Raw genomic sequence first — 25,730 nt, 5'->3', positions numbered from 1 at the left:
ACGCATAGCTGCAGCCCAGCCAGTCTGCCAAGACGGCCTAGATTAAACGGTAGCTTCAAAGTTTTCATGGAGCAGCGGCGCATAGTTTCTCAAAAACTGGGTCATGGCGTTGGTGGTCAGGGGCGGGCTAAACCAGTTGCCCTGAAGTTCCTGGCATTTAAGCGATCGCAACTGCTGCACCTGCTGTAGGGTTTCGACGCCCTCAGCGACGACTGTGAGGTTTAGCGCCTGTCCTAAGGCAATCATAGCGGCAATCATCGCCAAGTCATCAGGACTGTCAGCTAGCTCTTGCACAAAAGACTGGTCAATTTTTAGGCCGTCTAAGGGCAACTTCTTCAGGTAGCTCAGAGACGAGTAGCCCGTGCCAAAGTCATCCATCACCACGCGAATTCCCTGCTGACGGAGCTGATTTAGGGCCTTAATAGTGCTGTTAATATCCTGCATAGCAGCAGTTTCAGTGACTTCTAGCTCTAGGGAGGTCGGCGCTAATCCCGTACTTTGCAGAATTTGACTGATTGAGGCGGTCAGGGCAGGTAGCTTGAGCTGACAGGGAGAGAGATTGACCGCAATCTGGAGCGTCGGCCAATCCTCAGACTGCCAAGTTCGAGTTTGGCGGCAGGCCGTTTGCAGGACCCATTCCCCAATCGGCACAATCAGGCCATTTTCTTCCGCAATGGGAATAAAAACCTGGGGTGATATCAGGCCCAACTGGGGATGCTGCCAGCGAAGTAAGGCTTCGAGACGCTCTAGCTTCCCCGTCGTCAAATTGACCTGGGGCTGATAGTGTAGCCGAAACTCATCGCGCTTTAGGGCATGGTGCAGGCTATTTTCCAGGGTCAGCCGCCGCGAAGCCTGCATCTGAATAGTAGATGTATAGAACTGATAGCGATTGCGTCCCTCCTCTTTAGCTCGGTACATGGCTGCATCGGCGTTTTTGATCAGTGCTTCGGTATCAGCCCCATCGTGGGGATAGAGCGTAATGCCAATACTGCTGGTGATATAAAGCTCTTGATCTTCTAAGAAAAAGGGCGGTTTTAGCACATCTAAGAGTCGCTGAGCTACCTGGGCCGCCTGCGCCGCCGTAGAGAGCCGAGGCAACAGGAGGGTAAACTCATCCCCGCCCCAGCGGGCAATCACATCTTCGCTCCGCAGAACTGTCAGCAGCCGCTGGGTGGCTTCCTTGAGCAGGCGATCGCCGATGGCATGGCCTAGCGTATCGTTGATGGTTTTGAAGCGATCTAAATCGAGAAACATCACCGCTAGAACGCTTTGAACTGGGCTGCTGTCAACAATGGCAGCCTCTAGGCGCTGGTTAAACAACATCCGGTTAGGCAGTCCAGTCAGGGGATCGTGAAAAGCCTGATAGCGCATCTTATCTTCAGTTTGCTGCCGCTGGATGGCCCCGCCCAGACTGGCGGCGATCGCCACCAAAATAGATTCGTCATTGTGCGTCCAGCAGCGGGGTGCCAAACAGGCATCAAAGCCCACATAGCCCCACAGCACCTCCTTGACAAAGATAGGCACCATCAGAATAGATAAAATGTGATCTTTGAGCAGAAGCTGCTGCTCTATCACCGGAAACGTTTCTACCAGTCCCCCAATCGACTGCCCCTGTCTAAAAGCCTGATACCAGCGCGTCAGACCTGCTGCTTCGTAAGGCTGATTGTGCCAGTGGGGCTGATTTAGACTAGAATCCACACCGACGCGAGTCCACTCGAAGCGCATACTCATCGCGATCGCGCCCGTGGTCGGATGGGGATGATTCTCATAGAGATAGACCCGATCGGCCTCAGTGGCTTGGCCTAAGACAGAGAGTACCTGCGTAATCGCCTGGGACAAGTTGGGCTCAGTTAGCAAGCAAAGACTGGCATCGGCTACCCCCCGGAGCAGGCGATCGCGGCGATGCAGCTCTGCCTCGTTCTGCTTACGCTGGGTAATGTCTTCTACCGTTCCTTCGTAGCCAACAACTTCGCCAGCCTGGTTGTAAACAGCCCTAGTGGATTCTGAAACCCAGATTACGCTGCCATCCCGGCGCCGTACCTGAGACTCAAAGCCCACAACGGCTCCCTGCTGCTGCACCTGCTGACAGAATTCCTGGCGTCGCTGCGGATTCACATACACTTGCTGGGCAATGTCTGTAATCTGGGCAACCAGTTCTGCGGGGGAGGCATAGCCGTAAAGCCTAGCCAGCATGGGATTGACCGTCAGGTATTGTCCTTGCAGAGTGCTTTGAAAAATTCCCTCTACTGCATTTTCAAAAATGCTGCGATAGTTAGCCTCAGCCTGCTTGAGATCTTTTTCGGCCTGCCAGCGCTCGTAGGCTAAGGAAAAAGCTGCCGCCGCACTGCGCAAAAAATCAATCTCAGAAGCCTGCCAAAGCCTAGCTTCACGGCAGTTGCTGAACCCCACCAAACCGTATAGTTCGCCCTTAAAAATGAGCGGTAGCAGCAGTAACGACTGAACCTGTTTAGCAGACTCCGTGAGCGCCTGATACTGAGCTGGTGTGAAATCATCACAGGTTTGATTGATGGCGTAGCCACTCTGTAACCGTTCTAGCCAGTTGCTAAAGAGGGTAACTGGATAGACGCTTGCAGCCGTCACTGGCTCTGACTGCTGAGCCAGTATTGCAGGTGCTAGCCATTCAGCCTGCTGTACGGCCAGCATCTCGCCCTCAGGTTGAGAAACTAGGTGATAGAGACATACCTGGCTAGCAGCGGCTGCAACCCCCAAAGGCTTGAGCAGTTGCTGATAGTCAGCCGCACTGGGCAGACCGTTCAAGCTCAGCAGACGGCGCTGCATCTCTACCAGTGCCACCATGTACTGCTCTCGCCGGGCCAGTATTTGCTGGCTGCAGAATTGCTCAGTGACGTCTTCAAAAATGCCGAGGACGCCGATAATGCTGCCGTCGCTATCGTGGATGGGGAGCTTGCAGCAGTCCACCCAGCGCTGCTGACCTGCTGAGTTAGCCTGCTGTTCTAGCGTCCGCAGTTTTGTTTGATAAGCTTCTAAAACTAGGCGATCGCGATTGCGAGAAAATTCAGCGTCAGCGCTGGAATACACTGGAATTGCATCGTCATCCTGTCCGACGATAGCCTGGGGCGAGGTTAGATTCATGGCTTCAGCAAAAGCCTGATTACAGCCTAAATAGCGACTGTCTTGATCTTTCCAAGAGATCTGATGCGGAATATTGTTGAGGACGAGCTGCAGCAAGTTTTCCCGTTCCTGCAGCGCCTTCTCTGCCAGCTTGCGCCCGGTGATATCTGTAATAAATCCTTCAACCCCCAGCACGTCTCCCTGGTCGCTAAAAAGAGCCGTGCCCTTCTCCCACACCCATTTTTGCTGACCCGTTTTGGTATAGAGACGATACTCAACTTCGTAGGGCTGTTGCTGAGCGATCGCTGTTTGAATCGCGGCCAAAACTCGCGGTAAATCCTCGGGATGGGTAATGTTGTTATATTTAGTCTGCTGGGTCGCTCCCGCCAGTTCTTGGCAGTCATAGCCCGTGACCTGCAGGCAGCCCTGACTGAGATACTGCATACTCCAGCCGCGATCGTTTGTCGTCCGAAAAACAATGCCGGGTAAAGTGCTGATGAGTTGGTTGAGCTGACGCTGACTTTCGGTTAAAGCCAGCTTCACCTGCTTCAATCGCATAATCGCGCCAAGCTGAGCCGCGATCGCAGAAACTAGCTGTACCTGCTGCTGACTAGCTCTACGAGCCTCTCGCATAAAAAACACCAATACAGCTAAGGATTCGCTCCCGAATAAGATTGGTACACCAATTCCGGTTCTCAAACCGGCGGCCAAAGCTGGGCCTACCCTTAAAAACTGTTCTTCAGAAACCGCCGAAACATCCCGCATCCATTCCGCCTGCTGCGATTGCCAGACCCGTCCCGGCAGCCCTACACCTATAGGAAATTTATACTGCTGACTCAGTTCGCCAAACTGGGCTATCTCAGGCTCGGCTGCATACCAGACAGAGCTATATCTCAGCTCCGTTTTAGATTCATTGGGTAGCCAAAACTCCCCGAATTCCCAATCACTGAAGCAACAGACCTGCTGGAGGATTTGCTGTAGAACACTATCGAAGTCTGGAGCCTCGCTAATCGCCTGATGGATAGATTGCAACAGGGGATAGAGAATTGACCGACCCGTAGCTGAAGATTCTAATAGCATGAGGCTTTAGGAAAGCTGAGGTGATGGCTGTATTGGGCAGGAGGCAAAGATGTTGGCAAACAGTGCTATTGCTCTTGTAACAAAAAAGTAAAATTTATCTGGAGTATAGCAGGCAAAAACTAGTCCTCAGATGGAGAAGATTCTCCCCCAATTGGCGGATGACTTTTTGCAGCAGATAAACTTTTTAAGTCGGCAAAGCCCATCGGCTAATAGCCTAGCAAGACAAAGCAGACAGCAGTTGATCTGAACTAACGTCAGCTCAGAGCCTTCAAAAAGTCATGCTCGCAGTTCGCTGCCATCAACCTGATTGCCCGCTTTATTGTGCCCATAGGTCTATGGGGGGACATACTTCGTTTTGGGGCCGCTCACTTTGCTACTGGCAGGCCAATCCGCTAGGAGATTTGGACGCCAGCTTGCTGCCGCAGGTATCTAGGCTTAGCTATCAGTCTCGCCAGCGTGGTAAGAGCTTCGCACCAGGGGGCCAGAGCGCACATGAGAAAAGCCCATGTCTTTGGCAATCTGTCCTAGCTGTTCAAATTCTGCGGGTGTCCAGTATTTTTGTACAGGCAGATGAGCCAGCGAGGGCCGCATGTACTGGCCTAGAGTCAGGCGATCGCACTTAACTGCCCTCAAGTCCTGCAGCGTCTGCACAATTTCGGCCTCTGTTTCCCCATGCCCCAGCATCAGCCCCGATTTGGTTGGAATTGCGGCGTTGAGAGATTTAACCTGGCTGAGAACGGCGAGCGATCGCTCATATTTAGCTCCCCGCCGGACTGGTCCCTGCAGCCGCGCCACTGTTTCAACATTGTGATTGAAGCAGGCAGGCTGGGCCGCAACGAGGCACTGAATTCGCTGCTGCTGCTGCTCAATTGAACCGCTCCAGAAATCAGGCGTCAGCACCTCGATCTGAACCTCAGAATTCTCAGCCCGAATGGCCTGCATCGTTTTGACAAACCAGCTAGCGCCACCGTCAGCCAAATCATCCCGCGCGACAGAAGTGAGAACAACATAGCGTAACCCTAGCAATCGCACCGATTCGGCTACCTTCTGAGGTTCTTGAGGGTCAAGCGGCATGGGAGCATGTCCCTTATCAACCTGACAAAAACCGCAGGCACGGGTACAGGTCGGCCCCATTAGCAAAAACGTAGCGGTGTGATTGGCGTAGCATTCCCCTCGATTGGGGCAGCGGCCCTCTTCGCAAATCGTATGAATCTGCCGCTGCTTGATAATCTTTTGCACAGTCGAGAGATCGCTAGCCTTACCCAGGGGGCGGCGCAGCCAATCAGGCAGACTGACAATTTCAGGGCGACGGGTCGAGGCAGCAGCCTGAGGGGATGAGGCAGAAGAACTAGACATAGAGAAGCAGTAGCTGGCTTGAAGCAGTAGCTGAGAACAAATTTGCCCAAAGACCTAAACTTTTAGGCAGTCGTGAGCGCAACCTAGAACTGCAGCGCTACCATTATCTAAAACATTGTAAGCGCTTTCACAGCTTGAGCTGAGGCTGATGCAGCTCAGCCAGTTAGTCAATCGCCTCGGGTTGGAATACTGAAAATAGGAATGACGAGTAGTTTTCTGAAGATCTATTAGGATTGTCATGGTGCGGTAAATTACCTATATCAAACGCTCTTTCGGAGCGATGTGGCTAAATTTTGAGATATTTACCCTAAAAGTTGGCCTATTTTGCTCTCTGCTGCCTTGCAGTCCGGGCATATTCACCTCAAACTGTATTAAACCTTCAGTCACCGCTAGAGGAGTTGGTCGTGGCAAGTCACAAGATTTTGGTCATTGACGATAGTCGGGTTATTCGGATGCGTGTGAGAGACATGCTTCCTCAAGGGAACTTTGAAGTTCTTGAAGCCAAAGATGGCGTTGAAGGGTTAGAAACCATTCGCCAAGCGCGGCCTAATCTAATCATGCTGGACTTCTTACTGCCGCGCATGAGCGGTTGGGAAGTTTTTCAGGAAATTCAGAACCAGCCAGATTTGCAGCGCATTCCTTTGGTGCTCATGTCAGGGCGTCGTGAGGAAGTCGCCGAGAAAATTTCCGAACCTTTTGAATATTTTGAGTTCATTCAAAAGCCCTTTGAGCAAAAGGAGCTGATTGAAGCCATCAAGGGGGCTATGGCCAAGGCCCGCAAACCGCGTAAGCCAACGGCGGCAGCAGCCATCGCAGATTCGGTAGACTCAGACAGCGGAGCGGCTGCGGCTGAAATTGCAGCGCTAAACGACAAGGTGACTAAGCTACAGACAGAGGTAAATCAGCTTAAAGGTCAGGTGGCAAAGATGCTGGCTTTTATCAAGCAAAAGCTCAAATAGAAGCAGGTTTTCAAGGAGCCTGCTGGCTGGCAACTGTCCTCATTGGTTAATCGGCAGTCCCCGGCCTGAGTCTATTCCAGCTCCCGCCGCCCTTCTAAGGCTCTCGCTAAGGTAATTTCATCAGCATATTCTAAATCACCGCCCATTGGCAGCCCAAAGGCAATGCGGGTCACTTTGGTGAAGGGCTTGAGCAACTGTCCTACATAGAGTGTTGTCGTATCTCCTTCGATGCTGGGGCTAATCGCAAGGATAACTTCTTGAATCTCCTCTTTATTGACTCGATGCACCAAGGGCGAAATATTAAGCTGCTCTGGGCCAATGCCGTCCATAGGTGAAATGAGACCGCCCAGAACGTGGTATTTACCCCGGTATTCCCGCGTTTTTTCAATCGCAATGACGTCTCTTGAATCAGCGACAACGCAGACGGTTTGATCCTCCCGGTTGACTGCACGGCAAATTTCGCAGACCGAATCGGCAGAAAGATGAAAGCAGACAGAGCAGTATCCCACCTGCAGCTTAGCTTCCATCAGGGCCTGGGCTAAGGCTTTGACCTCTGATTCAGGCCGTTTCAATACGTGAAGCGCCAGCCTCTGAGCCGTTTTAGGCCCTACCCCCGGCAGGCGCTGGAACTCTTCGATTAGGCGGGCTAAAGGACGCGTATAAATTGCAGATTACCTCTGTTTCTCTAGTTGGCTTTGCTATCTACTATTATTGTGCCGTAACCGTGATAACTGCAGATACCTGATCAGGTAGCGATCGCCGCTGAAAAGATAGCATCGCAGTTAGCACTGATCGAGATCACACTTCAACAGTCACTTGATCACTCGTTCTTTAGACAGCTATCACTGTGCTCAAGTCGGGCATCAGCGAAGATAACCCTGTGAACACTCAGGATGCTAAGGAGTCAGGCACTCGGCTCAGGGTATCGACCCCACCCGTCAATCGGCTTTACTCTTTTCTCCTAAATAACCAGCGAACAGCACCTCGGCGATCGCCGAGGTGTTTCTTTTAGCAGCATATTTGCCTGATTAGGCTTTCATAGTGAGAAGCCCCTCCGCGATCGCGGAGGGGCTTCTCAAGCTTTAGAAACAATCAGTCAATCAAGCTGGATTAACCGATGATTTCAGGCGCCTCAGCAGAAGCTAGGTCTAGCGGGAAGTTGTGAGCATTGCGCTCGTGCATCACTTCCAGACCCAGGTTCGCACGGTTCAATACGTCCGCCCAGGTGCCAATCACACGACCTTGGCTGTCAATCACTGACTGGTTGAAGTTGAAACCGTTCAGGTTGAACGCCATCGTGCTGATGCCCAATGCCGTGAACCAGATTCCAATCACAGGCCATGCACCCAAGAAGAAGTGCAGCGCGCGGCTGTTGTTGAAGCTGGCATATTGGAAGATCAAACGACCGAAGTAGCCATGAGCCGCCACGATGTTGTAGGTCTCTTCTTCCTGGCCAAACTTGTATCCGTAGTTCTGAGACTCGGTCTCGGTGGTCTCACGCACCAGAGAGGAGGTCACCAAAGAACCGTGCATCGCACTGAAGAGCGCTCCGCCAAACACACCGGCTACTCCCAGCATGTGGAAGGGGTGCATCAGAATGTTGTGCTCTGCCTGGAAGACGAACATGAAGTTGAACGTACCAGAGATACCCAGAGGCATACCGTCAGAGAATGAACCTTGGCCCAAAGGATAAATCAGGAAGACTGCTGATGCTGCTGCTACAGGCGCAGAGTAAGCAACGCAGATCCAAGGACGCATACCCAAGCGGTAGCTCAGTTCCCACTCGCGGCCCATGTAGCAGAAGACGCCAATGAGGAAGTGGAAGATGACGAACTGGTAAGGACCGCCGTTGTAGAGCCACTCATCTAAAGAAGCGGCTTCCCAAATGGGGTAGAAGTGCAGACCGATGGCGTTGCTGCTAGGAACAACTGCACCGGAGATGATGTTGTTGCCGTACATCAGTGATCCGGCTACCGGCTCACGGATGCCGTCGATGTCAACCGGCGGAGCCGCGATGAAGGCGATGACGAAGCAGGTGGTGGCAGCGAGTAGAGTCGGAATCATCAGGACGCCGAACCAGCCAATGTAAAGGCGGTTCTCGGTGCTGGTGATCCACTGACAAAACTGCTCCCACAGGTTAGCGCTTTGGCGCTGCTGTAGTGTCGTTGTCATGATGAATGAATACCTAAAAGTATGTACTTTTGTAAGCTCTCGTATGAGTGCTTGCTCTACAGATTATCTCAAATAATTACTTTTGTAAACATTTTTTGATTTACGAAACAGCTTTTGTCTACTTTTTGCAGAGGCAACAGAAGATCTTGCAAGCCCTGAAAGCCTTTGGCTGCAAATGCTCTAGGGTTTAAGGCAAAGGAATTGTGTTGGCTATCTATTTTCTATCAGCAGATATAGGTTTACTCATCTTCACTGAGAAATAGGAAATTTCTAATCCTGCGTCCTGAGCATTGGCTTCTCATAAACTTGCAGCAGTTTTTAGGACTGGGGGTAAGTCAAAGCTCGCCAGGCAAACTGCGGCAGCGAGAGCATACGCCGCCAGCGCCAAGGTTCCTGATAGAGGCGGTAGAGCCATTCCAAATGATTTTTCCGAAATATAGCTGGGGCGCGGGTTTTAGTACCTGACCAGATATCGAAGCTGCCACCTACGCCGACCCAGGTTGCCTGCGGACAGAGATGGCGGTGCTCAGCAATCCAAAACTCCTGCCGGGGAACCCCTAAGCCAACGAAGATGAGCTGAGGCTGTAGCTCTTGCAGGCGTTGCTGAAAAGCAGGCTGCTGTTCTGGTTTGAGATAGCCATGCTGCACCCCGGCGATCGCTAAGTCAGGCGATCGCTGCTGCCAAGCCTGCACAGCAGCTTCAGCTACCCCGGGAGCACCGCCATAAAAAAAGACTGATTCGGCTGGCCGCGATCGCTGTATTAGCTCAGCAGCCAGCTCAATGCCTGGGCAGCGCTGAATTCGTTTGCCTTTTAGCCGAAAGTAAAGCACAATGCCTGCACCATCTGGAATCACTAACTCCGCAGACTGAATGATTTTGCGCAGGATAGCGTTGCGATCGGCCTGCATGGACATTTCCGCATTGAGGGTAACGACATGGGCACCGCGCCCCTGACGCATATTGTGCAACAGCCAGTTGGCATAGTCTGGATTCCAGTGAACCGGCAAACCCATTACAGCAAGCTGTTCTAGGTGCTCTGACAGCATAGGTGATTCTCCGGCAACAATTTTCTTTAAAGGATGGCTCAAGCAGCCGTTGTTTATTGTCTCTGATTTTTAGAGCCTAAATGACGGTCTCGCCTCAATCTAAGTTCTATGCCATGACCCATTGGCCGGATAAAAATTCCGTAGAGCCGATTTGAAGAGTTGTTTAAAGTCCCTAAAGCTTTTTCACGTCCTTATAAAGAAGCGGCTTAATAAAAGAGGGTCTTCTGACAGATGCAAGATGGCTCAAACTATGGATCAGCAGAGCCGAGACTGTTAAAGCTGATTTGGCAACATCTGTTGAACCTCGCTCTATCAAAGGAATGCTGGATTGAAAGTCGTCATGTTCAAGCTGAAGGATCTGAAACTGAGCCAAAAGTTCACGCTGCTTTTGGTATTGATATTTTTGGGAGGCATTTTAGCTAGCGGCGCGGCCCTGGCTAGAACGCTAAATCACAGCGCCCAAGCCCAGGTCACTACCAAGGCGCTGATGCTGATGGAAACGATGAACTCGGTTCGCGCCTACACCAGCAGCGAGGTCAGGCCGGAACTGTCGGCTCGCTTGGCGACTGAATTTTTACCTGAAACCGTACCCTCATATTCAGCCCGTGAAGTCTTTGAAACGTTTCGTTCCAGTCCCCTATATAGCGACTTTTTCTATAAAGAAGCCACGCTAAATCCCACTAACCCTAGGGATCAAGCAGATGCTTTTGAGACTCGCATCATCGAAGGTTTTCGGGCGCAGAGTAATCCTAAAGAAGTGAACGGATTTCGCTCAACGCCAAGCGGCGAACTGTTTTATATCGCTCGGCCCATTCAAATTACTGAACAGAGCTGTTTGGAATGTCACGGACTGGCTTCAGCGGCCCCAGTGAGTCTGATTGACCGCTATGGCAGCGAACATGGGTTTGACTGGCAGATGGACGAAATCGTCGGGGCGCAGGTGATCTCAGTGCCAGCGGCAACGGTGCTCAGCAGCGCTCGTAAATCACTGCTGCTGATTCTGGGTATTTTTGTGGCCGTGTTTGCGATCGCCATTTTGTTAGTCAACGTTTGGCTACACCGCTACGTCGTCCGTCCCCTCAACCGGATGGCACTGGTGGCAGAAGCCGTCAGCACAGGCGATACCGATGCCGAATTTACCCAAGCCTCAAAGGATGAGGTTGGTCAGCTAGCCCAGTCCTTTAACCGGATGCGCCTCAGTTTACAAATGGCGATGCAGCGATTGGAGCGCTATCGCTCAGGCCGTCGTAGCTCTGGCTCGTCACGATAGCTGACTTTGAAACTCTTGAGCTTTGGCTGCATCAGGAATTTCTGCCGATAGTAGGGAAACTAGCTGCTGGTCATCTATGTTGGGATGATCGGCCAGGGTTTCCTCAATTAAGAAGGAAGCCATTGGCCCCACACAGCGAGCTAGAGCTTGTTGACAGCGACTTAGGAAAAGATTGTCAATAGCAGCAGCGCTAGTAGCGCTTGCTTCTGCGTCTTTAGCCTCGCTAGCGGCACTAACTCGGCCCAAAGACACCGATCCTAAGCCAGCGCTATCAGGTAGCTGGATGCGGTTGACAAAATCAGAGGCCTGACTGGCATTGGAGATTTGCGAGGCCAGGGCTTCCACCAGTCCTTGAGGCGAAATTTCGGGATACTGCTGCAGCATATCCTCAATCAGCAAAGACGCCATCGGCCCGACGCACCGGGCTAGCTCCTGGCGACACTGATCTAAAAATTGGGAATGCTCCTGCAATACGCTGGCAGGCAACAGCGTCTCTGAACTAGCAAACTCAAAAGCGGGGTCAGGATTGAGTCGAGTGGGGACTAGATCGGCTGATGACGCTGCCCAGGTAGTCGTAATCGGTGAGATGCCTGTGGATTCTAAAGCTGCCAGAACTTCAGGGGCTGACTGGTATCTGTCTCTCGGTTGAGGCTTCAACATGCGATTGAGGACAGCTTCCAGCCCTGGGCTGATGTCTACCTGCGATCGCCACTGCCAGTCCAGCGAGTCCTGATTCATTAACTGTCGCGGATACTGGTTGGTCAGCAAAACAATAGCCGTCACTCCCAGAGCATAGAGATCGCTGCAGGGATAGCAGCGGCCCAAGCGAATTTGTTCCGGGGGCGAATAGCCAAACTTGCCCACAATAGAGGCGGCTTTCTCAGGTGCTGTTTCCATGCCGGAGCAGAAGCGATTGAGAGCGTCATTAACCAAGCCAAAATCAATCAAAACCGGCAAATTACGCTGCTGCGACAGAATAATATTGTCGGGGGAAATATCCCGGTGGACAATTTTGAGGCTATGAAGATAATCCAGTACCTGCAGCATGTGCTGTAGCCACTGGGTTAGCTCGGATTCTGAAAAAGGTCGCCGCTGTCGTCGTCGCTGCTGCATGAGGTGAGAGTAGGTAACCCCCTCAATGTATTCCTGTACAATGAATAGCCGCTGCGATTGGGCGAAGCAGGCCAAAAACTTAGGCACCTGGGGATGATTGATTTGATAGAGGGTTTTGGCCTCTCGCTTAAATAAATCCAGGGCCTTCTGCAGCGCCTGATTAGAGCGATTGGCGGCGGCTGGGACAAACTCTTTGAGGACGCACAGTTCACCAAATCGCTGCGTGTCTTCCGCTAGGTAAGAGCGGCCAAAGCCTCCCTGCCCTAATAGACGATGAATGGTGTATCGTCCGGCGACTTTATCTCCCGTTTCTAGGTGGCCTTGAGGAATATCTACTGCGCAGCGAGCCGCAGGGGGCGGCGGGGCGGCGGCAGCAGCAGCCTGCGGCTTGGGGGCAAAGGGAGAAACGTGGTAGGCCGGAACAGCCTCCTGAATATTTTTCAGCTTTAAGGGGCCAGCGTCGATCGCATGTAAGGTCAGCCTCGACTTAACCACGTCGTAGACTAGCTGAGAAATGCATAAACAACCAGGCTGAGCGACAGTCTGTAGCCGAGCAGCAATGTTGACGCCGTTACCCATCACGTCAGACTCGCTGAAGAACACATCCCCTAAATGAATGCCAATCCGGTGGGCTAATCGCTGCTTAGGCGGTTCTTGCTGGTTGAGCTGAACGAGCTGCTGCTGAATTTTGACGCCACAGCTGACCGCCTGTACGGCACTGGCAAAGTACATCAGCAGGCCATCTCCGGTCGATTTCAGCACCCGCCCTTCAAACTGCAAACACAGCTTTTCCATCAGCTTCAGGTGCCGCTGAATGATGGTTAGGGTCTGTTCTTCATCGGCTGACATCCGAGCGCTAAAGCCGACAGCGTCGGTGACGACAATCGCTGCCAGCGTACGCTGTCCTCGACCTTGAGATAAGGCGCTGTTTTCCATAACATAATCTGCTGCAAACAGTTGTGACGGTTAAATAGAGAAACGGTAGCTATTGCGTTGCTTCTAACTCTGTTCCCGGTTGGCTGAAAGCACCCTTATCACCAGCGACTTTAGTTCAGAACCGGGAAGGAATAGAGAATAGGCGGGCAGGCCCATTTCTAGTGGCTACTACCTGTTTTTAGAAGTCCTCTCCGCAACTGAGGGTGACAGTTGTAAAAGCGGATAAATAAACTTGACGCACACAACTTGATGGTTATGCTTTTAGTCTATTGCGCCTGTTTCCTGAGTTATGGCTGCCGAGAGCTTACTTAGCAGTTTCTTTAAGCTGAAGTGTTTTAACTGTTTAACGGAGATTCTTCCCCGCTAAGTTTGCTAAGTAGGTAGGCGCAGTTAAACAGAGTCAATATAGGTTGCGGTTGAGGAACGAAACCCCACACTCGCATAGGTGCTAAGGATGTCAGCCGACGACCTGCACCATGTTCCAACCGCTGATTTGGCCATTTCTTCTCTGGCTAGAACTCTTGCAGATAGTCCTCGAAACGATTTTTGAGCTGAGCTACGGTGAGATTCTGCGTCCAGTATTCCACTAGGGCATGACCAAAAGCCCAGGCATTGCGATCGGGGCGGCTGGGATTATCCAATAGCAATGGCCAAAGCGCGAGCAAATCAAACTGCCGTCTGGCTTTGGAGCCTTCAGCCAGGAGGGAAAAGAGTTCATAGGCCATCTGCAGCTTGCCGATGACCACAGGCAGCTCCTCCACCGGAATTTTCTGGGCTAGAACGTAAGCCAGCGTCGGCGAACCGGTCGTCAAAGTGGAGACAAACTGTAGCACCGGGCTTTTGAGCAGGGCAGTGAGTCCCTGAGTGGTCGCCATTTGAAATGTGTAATGGTCGATGATTTTGGCAGCCGCCACCGTCCGGGCCTCTTGATTGCGTAAAAATCGCGCTAGGCGCTGCTGCTTAGCCGGTTCTAGGTGGTCAATAAGCGCCAAAGAAAGGGCGTCTAGGTTCCAAGGCGATCGCTCGAATTGGCTATCCTGCGTCACAACGGGCAAAACCTGAACACAGCGATCGCCAAGCTGCTCTAAACGGTACTGGGTGGCTGCGCGAATGGACTGCTCCTTGGGGCGATCGCCCTGCTGCCAGTCATAGGGAGGGAGCCACTCGCGCACAGGGCGTAGTCGATCTACCTGGGTAACGATGGCGATCGCTGGCATATCGGCCCCGTCTGCCTGCAGGTCTTGCAAAAAATCCACATCCATCTGCAGGGCAGGATCCAGCGCCGGGGTGACCAGCAGTAGCAAATCGGTGGTTGTGGCATAATCTAGCACCAGCTGCCGCAAATCTGACTGCTGCACCTGCTCGTAGCCGGGGGTATCCCACAGGGTCAGGGCTTCGCCAGTGGCCGCTTGCCAGTGATAGCTCTGGATTTCATCGGTGCTGGGCAGCACGTCTACGGCAGCTCGCTCAGCCCGAAACAGGCTGTTGATCAGGCTACTCTTACCGGCACCTGTGCGCCCTACCAGCAAAACGCTTACGGGTTTCTGCGCTACCTGCTCTACGGGCTCAGCCTGATCTAAAATCTCCCGTAAGGTTTGGGTCTGAGCTTGGGCAATCGTGGCGGTGTCTCCAGTTGATTCTAGGCCGGGGGCGGCCATACCGCTGTAGAGCATAATCGCCTGCTGGGCCAAGTTTTTCAGAGCGGCTTCGCGCAAAAGCTGGCTGAGATTGACCAGAAGCTGCTGGGTGGCGCGATCGCTAGAGTGGCGAGTTGCCACCTTTGCCGCCGCCACGGCTGGATTGACAATCCACTGCACCCAGTTCCACACCTGCCAGAGCTTACGGGCGGAAGGCTCCAGTTTTTGGTAGACCTCATAGGCCCGGTATGCCTGTCCCACTGTCATTTGATTTAGGACGGGTGAAAGCTTGCGCATCCAGCGATCAGTGTCGTCTACCGTACCGCGAATTAGCCCGTAAGCTTGAGGGATATAGATATTGAGCAACGGATATCTGACTTCGGGGTGGTAGACATGGGCGATCGCGGTGACTGTATCCTGACAGCGCTGCCAAAAGGTAGCCCAGTCTTCCCAAATGGGGCGATCGCTCCGGGCCGCGTCTAAGATTTTTTGCAGGGCGGCTTCTGCTTGCTGCAGATCGTCAGGAGTGCCAGCAGCAGGTTCGAGTGCCGTCTCTAAATCGTCGCTGACCTCAGCGATGACGGCTTCTAGCTGCTGAGTGGCTGGGCGCGTCCATTTCACCAACAGCCAGCGCCAGCCTACCAAAACTAGCGTAAAGACGGCCCAAATCCAGCTCAGCCCCCAATCATGGATTTTCCATCCGGCTGAAATAAGCAAGAAAGCGGCGATCGCGATTACGGGTAGCCCCAAGACAACCCACTGCCAGCGCTTTAGCTGCAACATGATGACTCCCAAAGTCTATTTCTGCTCTCAGTCTAAGCAGACTCTCAGCCCCTAGAGCAGGCTAAATCTAAATGGAATATCGACCGGATAAGCCTAATCGACAACGGCTTCTGGCGACTGATCAATTTGCTGGGCCACAATTACAGGCGCTGCCGCATACTCGGCTTCGAGCGCCGTGACTAACTCAGGCGCTAGCGTCCATTCATACTGGGGTTCCAGCTCAGCGACGATAAATTCCTGTAGCTCGCCCGTAATCTTGATGTATTCTCCCGGCGCGAACTGCGGTAATTGACCAGTTGGCTCAACTACCAGCAATCCCTGTTCTCTAGCGTAGTATTTCTCATTGCGCAGGATAAAAGCGCCCGCCCCGAGAACTTCAGACACCTCTCCCCAAGCCACCACCGCCTGCCCGGCTGGATTGTCTATGTCAGCAGGGACAACCTCTGGGGGTTCAAGCTCAACCGTGGCTGAGTCCTCAGCCGGATCAGCAGCCGGTTCGGCTGCAACCTCTGACTCGGCGGTGTCTACAACTTCGGCTTCATTGACGCAGGCGGGCAGCAGCAGAGCGATCGCACTCAGTAGCAAAGCGCCTAATGGCCGCTGTAGAATTTTTGACCAAGAAGTCTGTCTGCCAGTCGTTTGATAACGCACGATGTGTTCTCCCAGACTCAGATACAACAAAGCTGCGCGTACAGTAGCGCAGCCTGTTGCTCAAGATCTTCTGCAGTAAGAAAGAAAAAATGGAGCGACGTTTTCTGAGCAGCGCTGCTCAGAAAACCATCTCGAATTAATGCAAAGGAGCCTCGTCTAAAGCGTCTGGCCTTTGGTGAATAGCTAGACGATCCAGCAGGGTAGCACTGGCTTCATTCAGACCAATTAGCTCTACCTGAACTCCGCGCCGCCGAAATCGCAGCACCATCTTGTCAACCGCATCAACCGCAGACTGATCCCATAAATGCGCGTGAGTCAAATCGACCACGATGTACTCCAGCTTTTCGCGGAAGTCAAAAGCATTGAGAAAAGTCTCAACCGAAACAAAGAAGACTTGACCACTAACGCTATAAACCCGTTTGGTGCCATCTGGGCTGAGCTGCGAACTAACAGAAATCAGTTCGGCAATCTTACGGCTGAAGAAAATAGCGCTGAGCGCGACGCCAATAACGACGCCAATTGCCAGGTTGTGGGTCAGCACCGTCACCAAAACTGTTGTCAAGGTCACGGCTGTTTCGCTTTTAGGAATGTTGCGAACGTTCGTCAGCGAAACCCAGCTAAAGGTGCTGATGGAAACCATGAACATCACGGCTACCAAAGCCGCCATTGGAATCAGCGCCACCCAGTCACTCAGCAGCAAAATGCAGGCCAGCAGGAATATGCCAGCACTCAAAGTCGATAGCCGGGTCCGCCCGCCAGAGCGAATATTGATGATGGACTGACCGATCATGGCGCAGCCTGCCATACCGCCAAAGCAGCCAGTGACAATGTTGGCGATACCCTGTCCCATAGCCTCCTGATTTTTGTCGCTGGAGGTGTCGGTGAGATCGTCAATGACGTTGGCTGTGAGAAAGGACTCTAGCAGACCGACCAGCGAAAGGGCGAGTGCATAGGGCAGGATAATGCCTATCGTCTCTAGATTGAAGGGAACGGCTGGGAACAACAGCGTGGGGAGAGTTGATGGCAAAGTTCCCATATCGCCTACGGTGGGCACTTCGAGGCCAAAGCCAATGGAGGCTGCGGTGAGGACGACAATTGCAACCAGCGGTGACGGCACTGCTTTGGTAATCCGCGGCAGACCGTAAATGATGCCAAGGCCCGCCGCGACAATGCCGTAAACAGCCCAATTACCTCCTGCCAGTTGAGGAAGCTGGGCGTTAAAGATGAGAATAGCTAAGGCATTGACAAAGCCAACCATAACGGCCCGTGGGACGAAGCGCATCTGGTTGCCCAGCTTCACCCAGCCCCAGATAATTTGCAGCAGCCCTGTCAGAATCGTGGTGGCAAGCAAATAGTCCAGACCGTAGTCTCTGACGAGAGTGGTCATCAGCAGGGCCATTGCTCCCGTTGCCGCCGAAATCATGCCTGGGCGACCGCCTGTAAAGGCCGTCACAATAGCGATACAGAAGGAAGCGTAGAGTCCTACTTTGGGGTCAACTCCGGCAATAATTGAAAAAGCGATCGCTTCAGGAATTAGGGCCAGCGCTACGACAGCACCTGCTAGCAAGTCGTTTCGAACATTCGAAAACCAGGCTTGCCGGGTGAAAATTTTCTTCATTCTTTCTACTCTCTTACACAGAACACAGCCAGAATACAGACTGACCAACCTGGAGTTTCTCGCTCTCAAATACAGTTCATGAGTCGTCTCACGCGCCGAGTGGACCCGACCACAAATGCCTAAATCTCCAAAAAGATCTCAGCTGCAGTGCTGTATTACACCTTTAACGGGTTAACAATAGCCAAAATAAGCATAAATAACTATTGCTAAGATTTGCAAATTGTATCCTATGCCAAGAGCTTCATCAATGCTTAGGGTAAATAAGATCTGTCTCAGAGGCGCTCAGTTCGAGCCAAATTGTCTGAGCAGGCTTCGTCTAGGCAGCGAAACCTTGGGCTTCACGGCAGAGAATTGCTCTCAGTTATCAGTTGTCTATCGCCATAAATCACCATAGAAAGAAAAAGAGGCGCACGCGACATTGAAGCCGCGCACGCCAGAGAGCCTTATTATCCAACTGATATCAGGCTGAGCGCATTAAGCAACGCCAGCGGGCTGGGAAACTTCAGCGCCCTTCAAATAGGCCAGCATGGTGTCAGCGTCAGAAACCTCAAACGGATCGGTGGGGCAGTTGTCGCCAAAATCAGGCTCAATAAAGACCTTCTCAATTTCGCCGTCATTGACCACCATTGAGTAGCGCCAAGAGCGCATCCCAAAGCCCAGATTGGATTTGTCTACCAGCATTCCCATCTTGCGGGTAAACTCGCCGTTGCCATCAGGCAGCAAAAAGACATTTTGAGCACCCTGCTGCTTGCCCCACTGGAACATGACAAAGGCGTCATTCACTGAAATGCAGACTACCTCATCTACGCCCTGAGCTTTAATCTCGTCGTAAAGCTCCTCATAGCGGGGCAGGTGAGTGGAGGAACAGGTGGGGGTGAAAGCACCCGGCAGAGAGAAGAGAACTACACGCTTGCCGCCAAAAATATCTTGGGTGCTGCGATCTTGCCAGCGGAAGGGGTTAGGGCCTTCTACGGACTCATCTCGGACACGGGTTTTAAATACAACGTCTGGAACGCGCTTAACAACTGTCATGCAATACCTCACTAACTGTAAAAACTAATTCAGCCTACAGGCTGTGCAGATTCAGCCGCTTAACTGAATGCCTGTAAATTAGAATAATTCTATTTTTAGAAAAAGTGTAAAACTATAAGTCCTCAAAAAGAATATATTTTTTTATATAAGAGTTGCTTTTAGCTGCCCTGTACGCTACGTCTTCTGCGTTACGATCGCAGAGCGGAACTTAACGGCTAAGGTAAAGCTGGTATTTATACCATGAGTCAGCGTTTAGCAGACCCTATCACTCAAACACTTAAATCTAAAGGATTGCGCATCACCCCTCAGCGATACTCAATCTATGCCAACCTATTGGATCGCACCGATCACCCGACCGCCGAGCAGCTTTTAGTTGATCTCAACCGAGACTTGCCCATTTCTTCCCAGGCAACGATTTACAACTCACTGCAGGCGCTTTGCGAAGCGGGATTGGTGCGCGAAGTGCTGCTAGAGCACGGCGTTTCTCGCTATGACGCCAATACGGAAGCCCACCATCATTCCGTCTGTCGCCAGTGCGGGGCTATTCAAGATATTGAGTGGAATGCTTTTCCAGATTTAAACCTCAGCCAGGTAGATTCAGCATTTCAGGCCGAAGCCTACGAGATTACTGTGCATGGCCTCTGCGATCGCTGCAGTCACTAGCGATCGCTGTTGGCTGACGAGTAGACGTGCTTAACTCGGTTATGCAGACCTTTATTGGCCAATGTAGTGCTCGGTTTTTTGCTTGTTCTGCTAGCCGCTAGTTTTTTTTGCTTTCAGAATGTAATCGTCAGAATTCTATTTAATCAGCAGAACCTTTTTGGCCTTGTTGCCGTAGGCGGTTTTGTTGAGCCAACGCTGCAGAATTCATTTTTGCTGCTGTTTATGCGCACGGTCGTAGTGGTACCGTTGCTAGCCACTCTAATGCCAAAGCTGTATGCATCTGCTTGGCCAGAGATTCGGCAGCTAGCAACGCCCCAACAGCGAGGTTTGCTGGGACGAGCGGTGGCTGGCGGCGTTTTTATGTTTCTGTATTTGGCCCTGCTCTATGTCGCGATTGGCCTTATCCCGACCGGCATAGCCCTAACTTTGTTTTTTACCTATCCCGCCTTTACAGCCCTACTGGACTGGCGGTTCTTTGGTGCCCGCCCTTCTCGGTTCCGCTGGGTGATCATGGCACTGATTTTAGGGGGCAGCTTTTTGACCTTACCGATTACAGGAACGACGCTTAACCAGACTAGCTGGTTAGGCGCTACTTTGGGCATCGCGTCAGGTTTGGCCTATGCCCTATACGGAGTCACGGCCCAAAAAAGCTTTGAAACTGTGCATCCCGTCCCCTTTACCTGGCTGAGCTTCTCAATTACGCTGGGGCTTTCGTGGCTGAGCCTGCTGTTTTGGCGGGAACAGTTCACGTCTTTGGCTTGGACGGGGCTGTGGATAGGCGGCGTGCTTTCAGCAATTTTTACGCTGACGGGCCACTTATTGAATAACTTTGGCATTCGTCTAATCGGGGCGACTCGGGCCTCAATGGTGGGGGCCAGTAATCCGGCGCTGACAGTACTGTTGGCCTGGCTAGCGATTCAGGAAAGCCTCAGCGGATTGCAGCTAATAGGCGTTGGCGTTGTGACCTTGAGCGTGGCTCTCCTAAGCCAGGAAAAAGCCGCTCCTGCAGATTAGCCGTTCAGCAAGCTGAAAAAGTTGTAAACTTTTATAAATGATTTTCATCTTTGAAAGCTTCCTGACGCTTTTAGACTCACCACTATGTCTACCCAACTTGGCTTCGGCCCGCCTAAACCGCCCAAAAAAACCTCCAAAGGTGCAACCCAACGGGCCAAAGCGGCCAAGCAGTACGAACAGCTCCAGGCTGATGGCACCCCAGATTATGAAGTTTATATTCGGATTCAGGGAAAAAATACCTGGTATCCGGTGGGGGCGATCGCCACAAAGAGTTCCAGGCAAATTAACAAAGCTATTTTTTCCAGCCAGGCAGATTTACTCCAGGGCGCTTTTCGCCTCTACCCGGTTCTGCGTAAAAACAAAGACCACCTGGAATATGGCTATCGTCTCAAAGAGTTTAAGGACGAACCGATTCAGTTGGCTACGCAGCCTGGCGGTCAGGTATCTTCTGCGATCGCCGCAGTGGGGCAGCGCCTCACCTCTCTGTTTCAGCGCCAGTAATCTTATGAGGTGGAGTGCCTGGTGGCATCAGGCAGTTCACAGAGCCGGCCGTCGCCACAGAGCCGTGATTGAGTAAACCAGCAGCGCCGTCCAAATCAGCCCAAACGTCGCGGCATGGACCGGGGTAAACGGTTCGTGATAGAGAAAAACGCCGACGGCGAGCTGTAGGGAAGGCGCGATGTACTGGAAAAAGCCTAGGGTGGAAAGTCGTAGCTGCTTAGCGGCGTGGTTGAACCACAGCAGGGGCAGCGAGGTGGTAACGCCAGCTCCAACCAGCAGCAGCGTGATGCGCCAGTCGGTACCGAGCTGGCCAGTATCCGTGACTATCCAGTAGCCAATCAGGGCGATCGCAATCGGCGTCACTAGCAAAGTCTCGACGGCCAGCCCCACCATAGGGGCCACCAGCGCTATTTTTCGCAGTAGGCCGTAGCAGGCAAAGGAAAAGGCTAGCCCCAGCGCAATCCAGGGCACGGCCCCAAACTGCCAGATGAAATTAGCAACGCCCAGGGTAGCCAGCAAAACGGCTAGTACCTGCCCTCGGCGCAGTCGTTCTCGAAAAAATAGGAACCCTAGCAGCACGTTCACTAGCGGATTGATAAAGTAGCCCAGGCTGGTTTCCACAACGCGATCGCTATTGACGCCATAGATATAGAGGCCCCAGTTAAATGACAGCAGGGCGGCTGTCAAAGCCAGGATGGCTAACCGCCGGGGCGATCGCAGCAGCTCAGCTAGTTCAGCCTGTCGCTGCTGCAGCGCCAATATGCCGCTGAGAAAAACCAGCGACCAAACAACGCGATGGCTCAGCACCTCAACAGCCGGTACTGCTCCCAAAAGCTTCCAGTAGATGGGCAGCAGTCCCCAAGCGCCGTAGGCTAGCACAGCATATAGCGGGCCGGCTCCGATGAGCTGGCCCGCAGTGGACAGAAACGGCAAAAAGCGCTGCAAAAGACTTTAGATTAAGTAATGAATGAACGGCTGCTGGTCAATAAATGATCTAGTATCAGGGATATCATGACGCTAAATCAGGGGCCTCAGCTCAATGGAACTGCTGATTCTCTTGGCGATCGCCTTTGCCGTCTTCACTGCTTTTTCAATCCTACTGGCAGGAATTTTAACAGCCCCCTGGGTCATTGTAGTGGGCGTTTTGCTGCTGGTACTGATGGGAATTCAGTGGCTGTCGCTGCAGAGCAATCTACGCCCCCCTGCCGCGCCAGAGATGGCTTCTGACGCAAAGCGGCGATCGCCGTCACCTAAAACTACCTCAAAATCGGTGCAGCAGGCAGACACCGTTCAGAAGGAAGGTCTGGTTTATCGTGGCGTGCGCTATAAAATTCAGCCGCAGCAGTCCGCCGAGCGGGCTGAAATTAGCGGTATTTATCGCGGTCAGCCTTGGTGCAAAGAGCCTAAATCAAAGGTGGCTGATAGCCCAACCGAACCGCGACAAACTGACAGCCCCAAAGTCAGCAAAAACACCCCTGAGCTGACCTACAGGGGTGTTAAAATCAGGCCGCCAGCTTCAGATACCGATCGCTAAAGGCATCCGTAGGCGGCAGCTATCAAATGGCGCTAGATGACGCCTGTACCCTTGCCACGTTTGTCGGAGCCAGAGCTGAGCCGACCTTCTTCGTCGGTTTGGTTAACTTCGGCCATTTCTTCAGTGCGCTCAGCCGCGGCTGCTTCTTTTTCATTCCGCAAATCGCCGGGTTCATCGACATACATCTCAGGCTCGATGGCAAAGTTATTGGTTAAACCTTCACTATCGACCGTGTAGCCATCAGAATTCGGCTTGCCCTGGTCGTGGGGCGTTTTTTTGTAGTCTTTGCCTTCCCGTTCTTTGCGAGCAGCGGTTTCAGCAGGGACGATTTTGCGATCGTAAGTATCATTAGATGCGTCGTGTGTGCTCATGGCACCTCCTATTTTTTTATCAGGGCTTAGTCAAAAGAACGTGAATAACTCTATTAATCAACGTGCTTTTTAAACTAAATCCAATACTAAGGAGTTACCTCAAACAAACATCGTTCCCAAGAGGGATCTACGCTTTCACCCCCGAAAACGCCACAAAAAGACGAAATCCTTTTGAAAAAGAATTATGGTGCTGAGCCAAAAGGCTGAGGAGAAATGGCTAAATCAGCCGCGATCGCCTGATAAAGCGTGTCTGCTAATACCGTATTCGCTTCATCGGTTAGCCCCGTTGGACTATGGAATGCCTGCCCCTCAAAAGTCTCATAGAGACGATAGAGATTTAAGGCTTTGGCATTTTCGGAAGCCTGAGTTGCCTGGGTCGCAGCCTCTGCTAGCTTGGCATAACCCTGCTGAACGCGCTCAGTGTAGTCGTCGCCCAGCTCTTCAACGATGGCCGCCTCCGACGCTGTCAGAGCCTCAGCGGCTCGCCCCGTGATTTCTGGCTGTACGCCAACAATGAGTCGCTTGCGGGTTCCGGAAGTCCAGTGCACCATCTGCAACAGGTGCTGACGATAGCGGTTGACCCGCTGATTCAGCTCTGTCTCATCAGCCGCTAGCTGCTGGCTGAGCGGCCCATCCACCTCGCCAGTCAGCAGATTGAGTGGCCGAATTGAGCTGGCGTCAGGACGTTCTGCCTGAGGCGTGTAGTACTTGACGAGCTGGACACTATAAAGATGATTAAACCACTGGCTGACTCGGCGGTTGAAGCGACGACCTAGCGACTCTTGCTCATCGTGCAGGGCTGACTCTATCCCTGGAATATCCGTACCGGGCTGATTGCTGGGCAGCAGCAGGTCAGGATAGCTATCGATGACAACTAGAATATCGGGATTGTAAGCAGCCACATGCTGCACGAGCAGCGCCAGCTCATTACCTGAGGCATAGCCCGGAATGGCCGCATTGACGACCCGATACTGCCCGGCCCGAATGCGCGGCGGTAAGGCCAGTGCCTCTGTGACCTGATCGGCGCGGTAAGGCAGGACTGCAGGCTGAAACTGACCTGGGTTAGCAGCTTGTTGAGCGACCTGATTGTTGAGCTGCGCTTCTAGCTTCTCCGCAAAAGTGGCGGCATTGTTTGTGCTGAGCTGTCCAAAGGCTGTAGAGCCGCCCAAAACGAAAATGCGGACTTCATCCCCAGTTTTTTCCGGCGTAACTGGATCCGTGTCGCGAAAGCCCTGCGGGTTGATTGTCCAGAAGTCACTGGTTTGGCTAGGCAAAAGCCGATAGCCCAGCAGTGGATTACGCGCCGCTGCCAGTTCACCCTCACTGCGCAGCCTTTCATAGGTATCGCCTTCAGGATCAACGAAGCCCAGCTCATAGGCTTGCATAATAGGCGCGGTCTGATCGAGGGTAAGCTTGTCCGTCAGTCCTGCCATATTGACAACCAGCCGGGCCAGTAGCTCAACCCCGATGGGAATGCCAATAATTAACAGCAAAGCCGGTAGCCAGCGAAACCTCCGCGATTTACGCTCATAACGGCTGCTATACCGACGACGGCGGCGATTAAACAACATGGGTGGCAGTCCTCGTCTCCTTTCACGCAGTGCGTCTCTGATAGACGCTAGAGCAACCCTTTATGTGCCCGGCCTGCGACCAATCTATCTGCTTTTAACTACAACCAAAGATGACGCCGAGCCGGAATGCCTGTCGATTGTACTACTGTCTGTCACCTTTTCTCCGGTTTCCTGTCTGGAGCTAGTTGCGAAAGAGGGCTGCCTGTATGGCGATATTAAAATCAGTGGGCACTAATCTATCAGCGATAGCAGCGCAGGCACAACTAGAATGCCGTCAACCCAGATGCTGTAAGCGTTGCGAGGTGTCTCCGGCTCTACCTGCCACAGGTAGATGAGCGTCAGCACAACTGAGGGCAGCACTACGACAGGCGCAGGAATCTGCCAGTCTTGGCCCCAGCCTGCCGTCAAGAGGCAGAGCAGCAGTAGATTGGCCCCTGTCCAAAACCGACGCGTATTGGCAACTCCCCACAGAACCGGCATGGTGAATACTCCCTGATGGCGATCGGAAACGACATCACGGATATCAAAGGTGTGAGAGTTACTGCCGATAAAAATAAGCAGAAACAGGCTGACTAAACCGCTAGCGAGATCAAAAGGGTGTTCGGTATAAGCCAACGGCACGGCTACAACCGCATAGGTAATCGTGCCCGCCACAATCCAGGCTTTGGCCCCGGGAATATCTTTCAAGCGATACCAGCGCCACTCAGACTGACGATAGATAGGCCACAGGGGAATGCCGTAGATCAGCGGAACCAGCCCTCCTAAGCAAACCCAGCGCACCCTCACTGGGGCCTGATAAATTAGCCAGGCTAGGCTTAAACTGGCTAACCCCAACAGAATTACGACGCCGGACTGCTGAAAGAAAGCCTGCGCTCGCTGATCAGGAATTTTTTGGACGTAAGTGTCAATTACCCGATCCAGGTTATAGGGAATTAGCGCTGCCGTGAAAATTAGCAGCATAGGCTGCCACTGCCAGGCTAGCCCTAGGGTGTGCTGAACAAAAAACACCAGTGAAGCGATCGCCCCGGCAACCCAGACATTGGAGTAGATAAATAGGTTGAGAAAAGTATCGTAAAGCGATCGCCCAGTAAAGCGATCGCGCCAAAAGCTGATCTCGGTAAGAGGCATGAAAAGTTGGGCCAGAGCATTAATTCTTCTATTAAGAAATTTTAAGTAAATTCAGCCTAGGTGGTGTCTATCTGACGTGGGGGATCCCCGACTCTACTGCGACCTCAACTTTGCCCAGCACCGCAACGCCGCCCCCCCGATAAGATGCCGATAAGATATAGATGAATATGACCCTTTCTAGCCTAAATTTGAACTGGCTGA

20 protein-coding genes are annotated in these 25,730 nt (G+C 52.5%); 6 read left to right on the top strand and 14 right to left on the bottom strand.

What is annotated here, in order from left to right; genetic code table 11:
- Positions 1-42: 42 nt before the first annotated feature.
- Positions 43-4,173, bottom strand: a complete 4,131-nt coding sequence (locus tag QJQ48_RS02595; protein ID WP_346289624.1) for an EAL domain-containing protein — start codon at positions 4,171-4,173, stop codon at positions 43-45.
- A gap of 435 nt (positions 4,174-4,608) precedes the next feature.
- A complete protein-coding gene (gene lipA / locus QJQ48_RS02590; RefSeq protein ID WP_346289623.1) occupies positions 4,609-5,529 on the bottom strand; it encodes a lipoyl synthase in 921 nt (306 codons plus the stop codon).
- A 404-nt stretch (positions 5,530-5,933) separates the two neighbouring features.
- On the opposite strand from lipA, the gene QJQ48_RS02585 reads away from it, so the two are divergent.
- Positions 5,934-6,488 (top strand): response regulator, encoded by a 555-nt coding sequence (locus QJQ48_RS02585; protein WP_346289622.1) that lies wholly within the window; start codon positions 5,934-5,936, stop codon positions 6,486-6,488.
- Positions 6,489-6,559: 71 nt separating this feature from the next.
- Here QJQ48_RS02585 and recR read toward each other — a convergent pair whose 3' ends face one another.
- The 3 genes from recR to QJQ48_RS02570 all read right to left on the bottom strand — a co-directional run bounded on the left by recR (position 6,560) and on the right by QJQ48_RS02570 (position 9,707).
- A complete protein-coding gene (gene recR, locus QJQ48_RS02580) occupies positions 6,560-7,153 on the bottom strand; it encodes a recombination mediator RecR (protein WP_346289812.1) in 594 nt (197 codons plus the stop codon).
- A gap of 445 nt (positions 7,154-7,598) precedes the next feature.
- On the bottom strand, positions 7,599-8,660 hold the full coding sequence (gene psbA, locus QJQ48_RS02575) for a photosystem II q(b) protein (protein WP_346289621.1): 1,062 nt from the start codon (positions 8,658-8,660) through the stop codon (positions 7,599-7,601).
- 318 nt (positions 8,661-8,978) lie between these two features.
- Entirely contained in the window at positions 8,979-9,707 is a 729-nt protein-coding gene (locus QJQ48_RS02570) for a WecB/TagA/CpsF family glycosyltransferase (protein WP_346289620.1), read from the bottom strand.
- 340 nt (positions 9,708-10,047) lie between these two features.
- Between QJQ48_RS02570 and QJQ48_RS02565 the strand changes: the two genes are divergently transcribed.
- Positions 10,048-10,977, top strand: a complete 930-nt coding sequence (locus tag QJQ48_RS02565; protein ID WP_346289619.1) for a c-type heme family protein — start codon at positions 10,048-10,050, stop codon at positions 10,975-10,977.
- Here QJQ48_RS02565 and QJQ48_RS02560 read toward each other — a convergent pair.
- The 5 genes from QJQ48_RS02560 to QJQ48_RS02540 form a co-directional block, all read right to left on the bottom strand.
- Positions 10,969-13,026 (bottom strand): DUF8082 domain-containing protein, encoded by a 2,058-nt coding sequence (locus QJQ48_RS02560; protein ID WP_346289618.1) that lies wholly within the window; start codon positions 13,024-13,026, stop codon positions 10,969-10,971. The two genes, QJQ48_RS02565 and QJQ48_RS02560, sit on opposite strands and share 9 nt — an antisense overlap.
- Positions 13,027-13,538: 512 nt before the next feature.
- Positions 13,539-15,446 (bottom strand): GTPase family protein, encoded by a 1,908-nt coding sequence (locus tag QJQ48_RS02555; protein ID WP_346289617.1) that lies wholly within the window; start codon positions 15,444-15,446, stop codon positions 13,539-13,541.
- Positions 15,447-15,539: 93 nt separating this feature from the next.
- Complete coding sequence (locus tag QJQ48_RS02550; protein WP_346289616.1) at positions 15,540-16,097, bottom strand: hypothetical protein; 558 nt, start codon at positions 16,095-16,097, stop codon at positions 15,540-15,542.
- A gap of 136 nt (positions 16,098-16,233) precedes the next feature.
- Entirely contained in the window at positions 16,234-17,715 is a 1,482-nt protein-coding gene (locus QJQ48_RS02545; protein WP_346289615.1) for a SulP family inorganic anion transporter, read from the bottom strand.
- Positions 17,716-18,189: 474 nt separating this feature from the next.
- Entirely contained in the window at positions 18,190-18,747 is a 558-nt protein-coding gene (locus QJQ48_RS02540; protein WP_346289614.1) for a peroxiredoxin, read from the bottom strand.
- 240 nt (positions 18,748-18,987) lie between these two features.
- Between QJQ48_RS02540 and QJQ48_RS02535 the strand changes: the two genes are divergently transcribed.
- From QJQ48_RS02535 to QJQ48_RS02525, 3 genes are all read left to right on the top strand, one after another.
- Positions 18,988-19,410, top strand: a complete 423-nt coding sequence (locus QJQ48_RS02535) for a Fur family transcriptional regulator (RefSeq protein WP_346289613.1) — start codon at positions 18,988-18,990, stop codon at positions 19,408-19,410.
- Between the two features lie 66 nt (positions 19,411-19,476).
- Positions 19,477-20,424, top strand: coding sequence for a DMT family transporter (locus QJQ48_RS02530; RefSeq protein ID WP_346289612.1), 948 nt, complete (start codon positions 19,477-19,479; stop codon positions 20,422-20,424).
- Between the two features lie 84 nt (positions 20,425-20,508).
- The gene (locus tag QJQ48_RS02525; RefSeq protein ID WP_346289611.1) at positions 20,509-20,925 is read left to right on the top strand and encodes an HHL1-like protein; all 417 of its coding nucleotides are present in this window, start codon (positions 20,509-20,511) and stop codon (positions 20,923-20,925) included.
- A 36-nt stretch (positions 20,926-20,961) separates the two neighbouring features.
- On the opposite strand, the gene rarD is transcribed toward QJQ48_RS02525, so the two are convergent.
- Entirely contained in the window at positions 20,962-21,870 is a 909-nt protein-coding gene (gene rarD / locus QJQ48_RS02520) for an EamA family transporter RarD (RefSeq protein WP_346289610.1), read from the bottom strand.
- 94 nt (positions 21,871-21,964) lie between these two features.
- On the opposite strand from rarD, the gene QJQ48_RS02515 reads away from it, so the two are divergent.
- Positions 21,965-22,459, top strand: coding sequence for a DUF4278 domain-containing protein (locus tag QJQ48_RS02515; RefSeq protein WP_346289609.1), 495 nt, complete (start codon positions 21,965-21,967; stop codon positions 22,457-22,459).
- A 32-nt stretch (positions 22,460-22,491) separates the two neighbouring features.
- On the opposite strand, the gene QJQ48_RS02510 is transcribed toward QJQ48_RS02515, so the two are convergent.
- The 3 genes from QJQ48_RS02510 to QJQ48_RS02500 all read right to left on the bottom strand — a co-directional run bounded on the left by QJQ48_RS02510 (position 22,492) and on the right by QJQ48_RS02500 (position 25,529).
- Complete coding sequence (locus QJQ48_RS02510; RefSeq protein WP_346289608.1) at positions 22,492-22,830, bottom strand: hypothetical protein; 339 nt, start codon at positions 22,828-22,830, stop codon at positions 22,492-22,494.
- Between the two features lie 182 nt (positions 22,831-23,012).
- On the bottom strand, positions 23,013-24,401 hold the full coding sequence (locus tag QJQ48_RS02505; RefSeq protein ID WP_346289607.1) for an SGNH/GDSL hydrolase family protein: 1,389 nt from the start codon (positions 24,399-24,401) through the stop codon (positions 23,013-23,015).
- A gap of 231 nt (positions 24,402-24,632) precedes the next feature.
- Positions 24,633-25,529 carry a UbiA family prenyltransferase gene (locus tag QJQ48_RS02500; RefSeq protein WP_346289606.1) on the bottom strand — a complete coding sequence of 299 codons (897 nt, stop codon included), beginning with the start codon at positions 25,527-25,529 and terminating at the stop codon, positions 24,633-24,635.
- Positions 25,530-25,730 lie beyond the last annotated feature (201 nt).

Source organism: Sphaerothrix gracilis Ecp01, assembly GCF_030405905.1.
GTDB classification, from domain to species: Bacteria; Cyanobacteriota; Cyanobacteriia; order Phormidesmidales; family Phormidesmidaceae; genus Sphaerothrix; species Sphaerothrix gracilis.
This window is presented reverse-complemented; position numbering and strand designations above follow the sequence as displayed.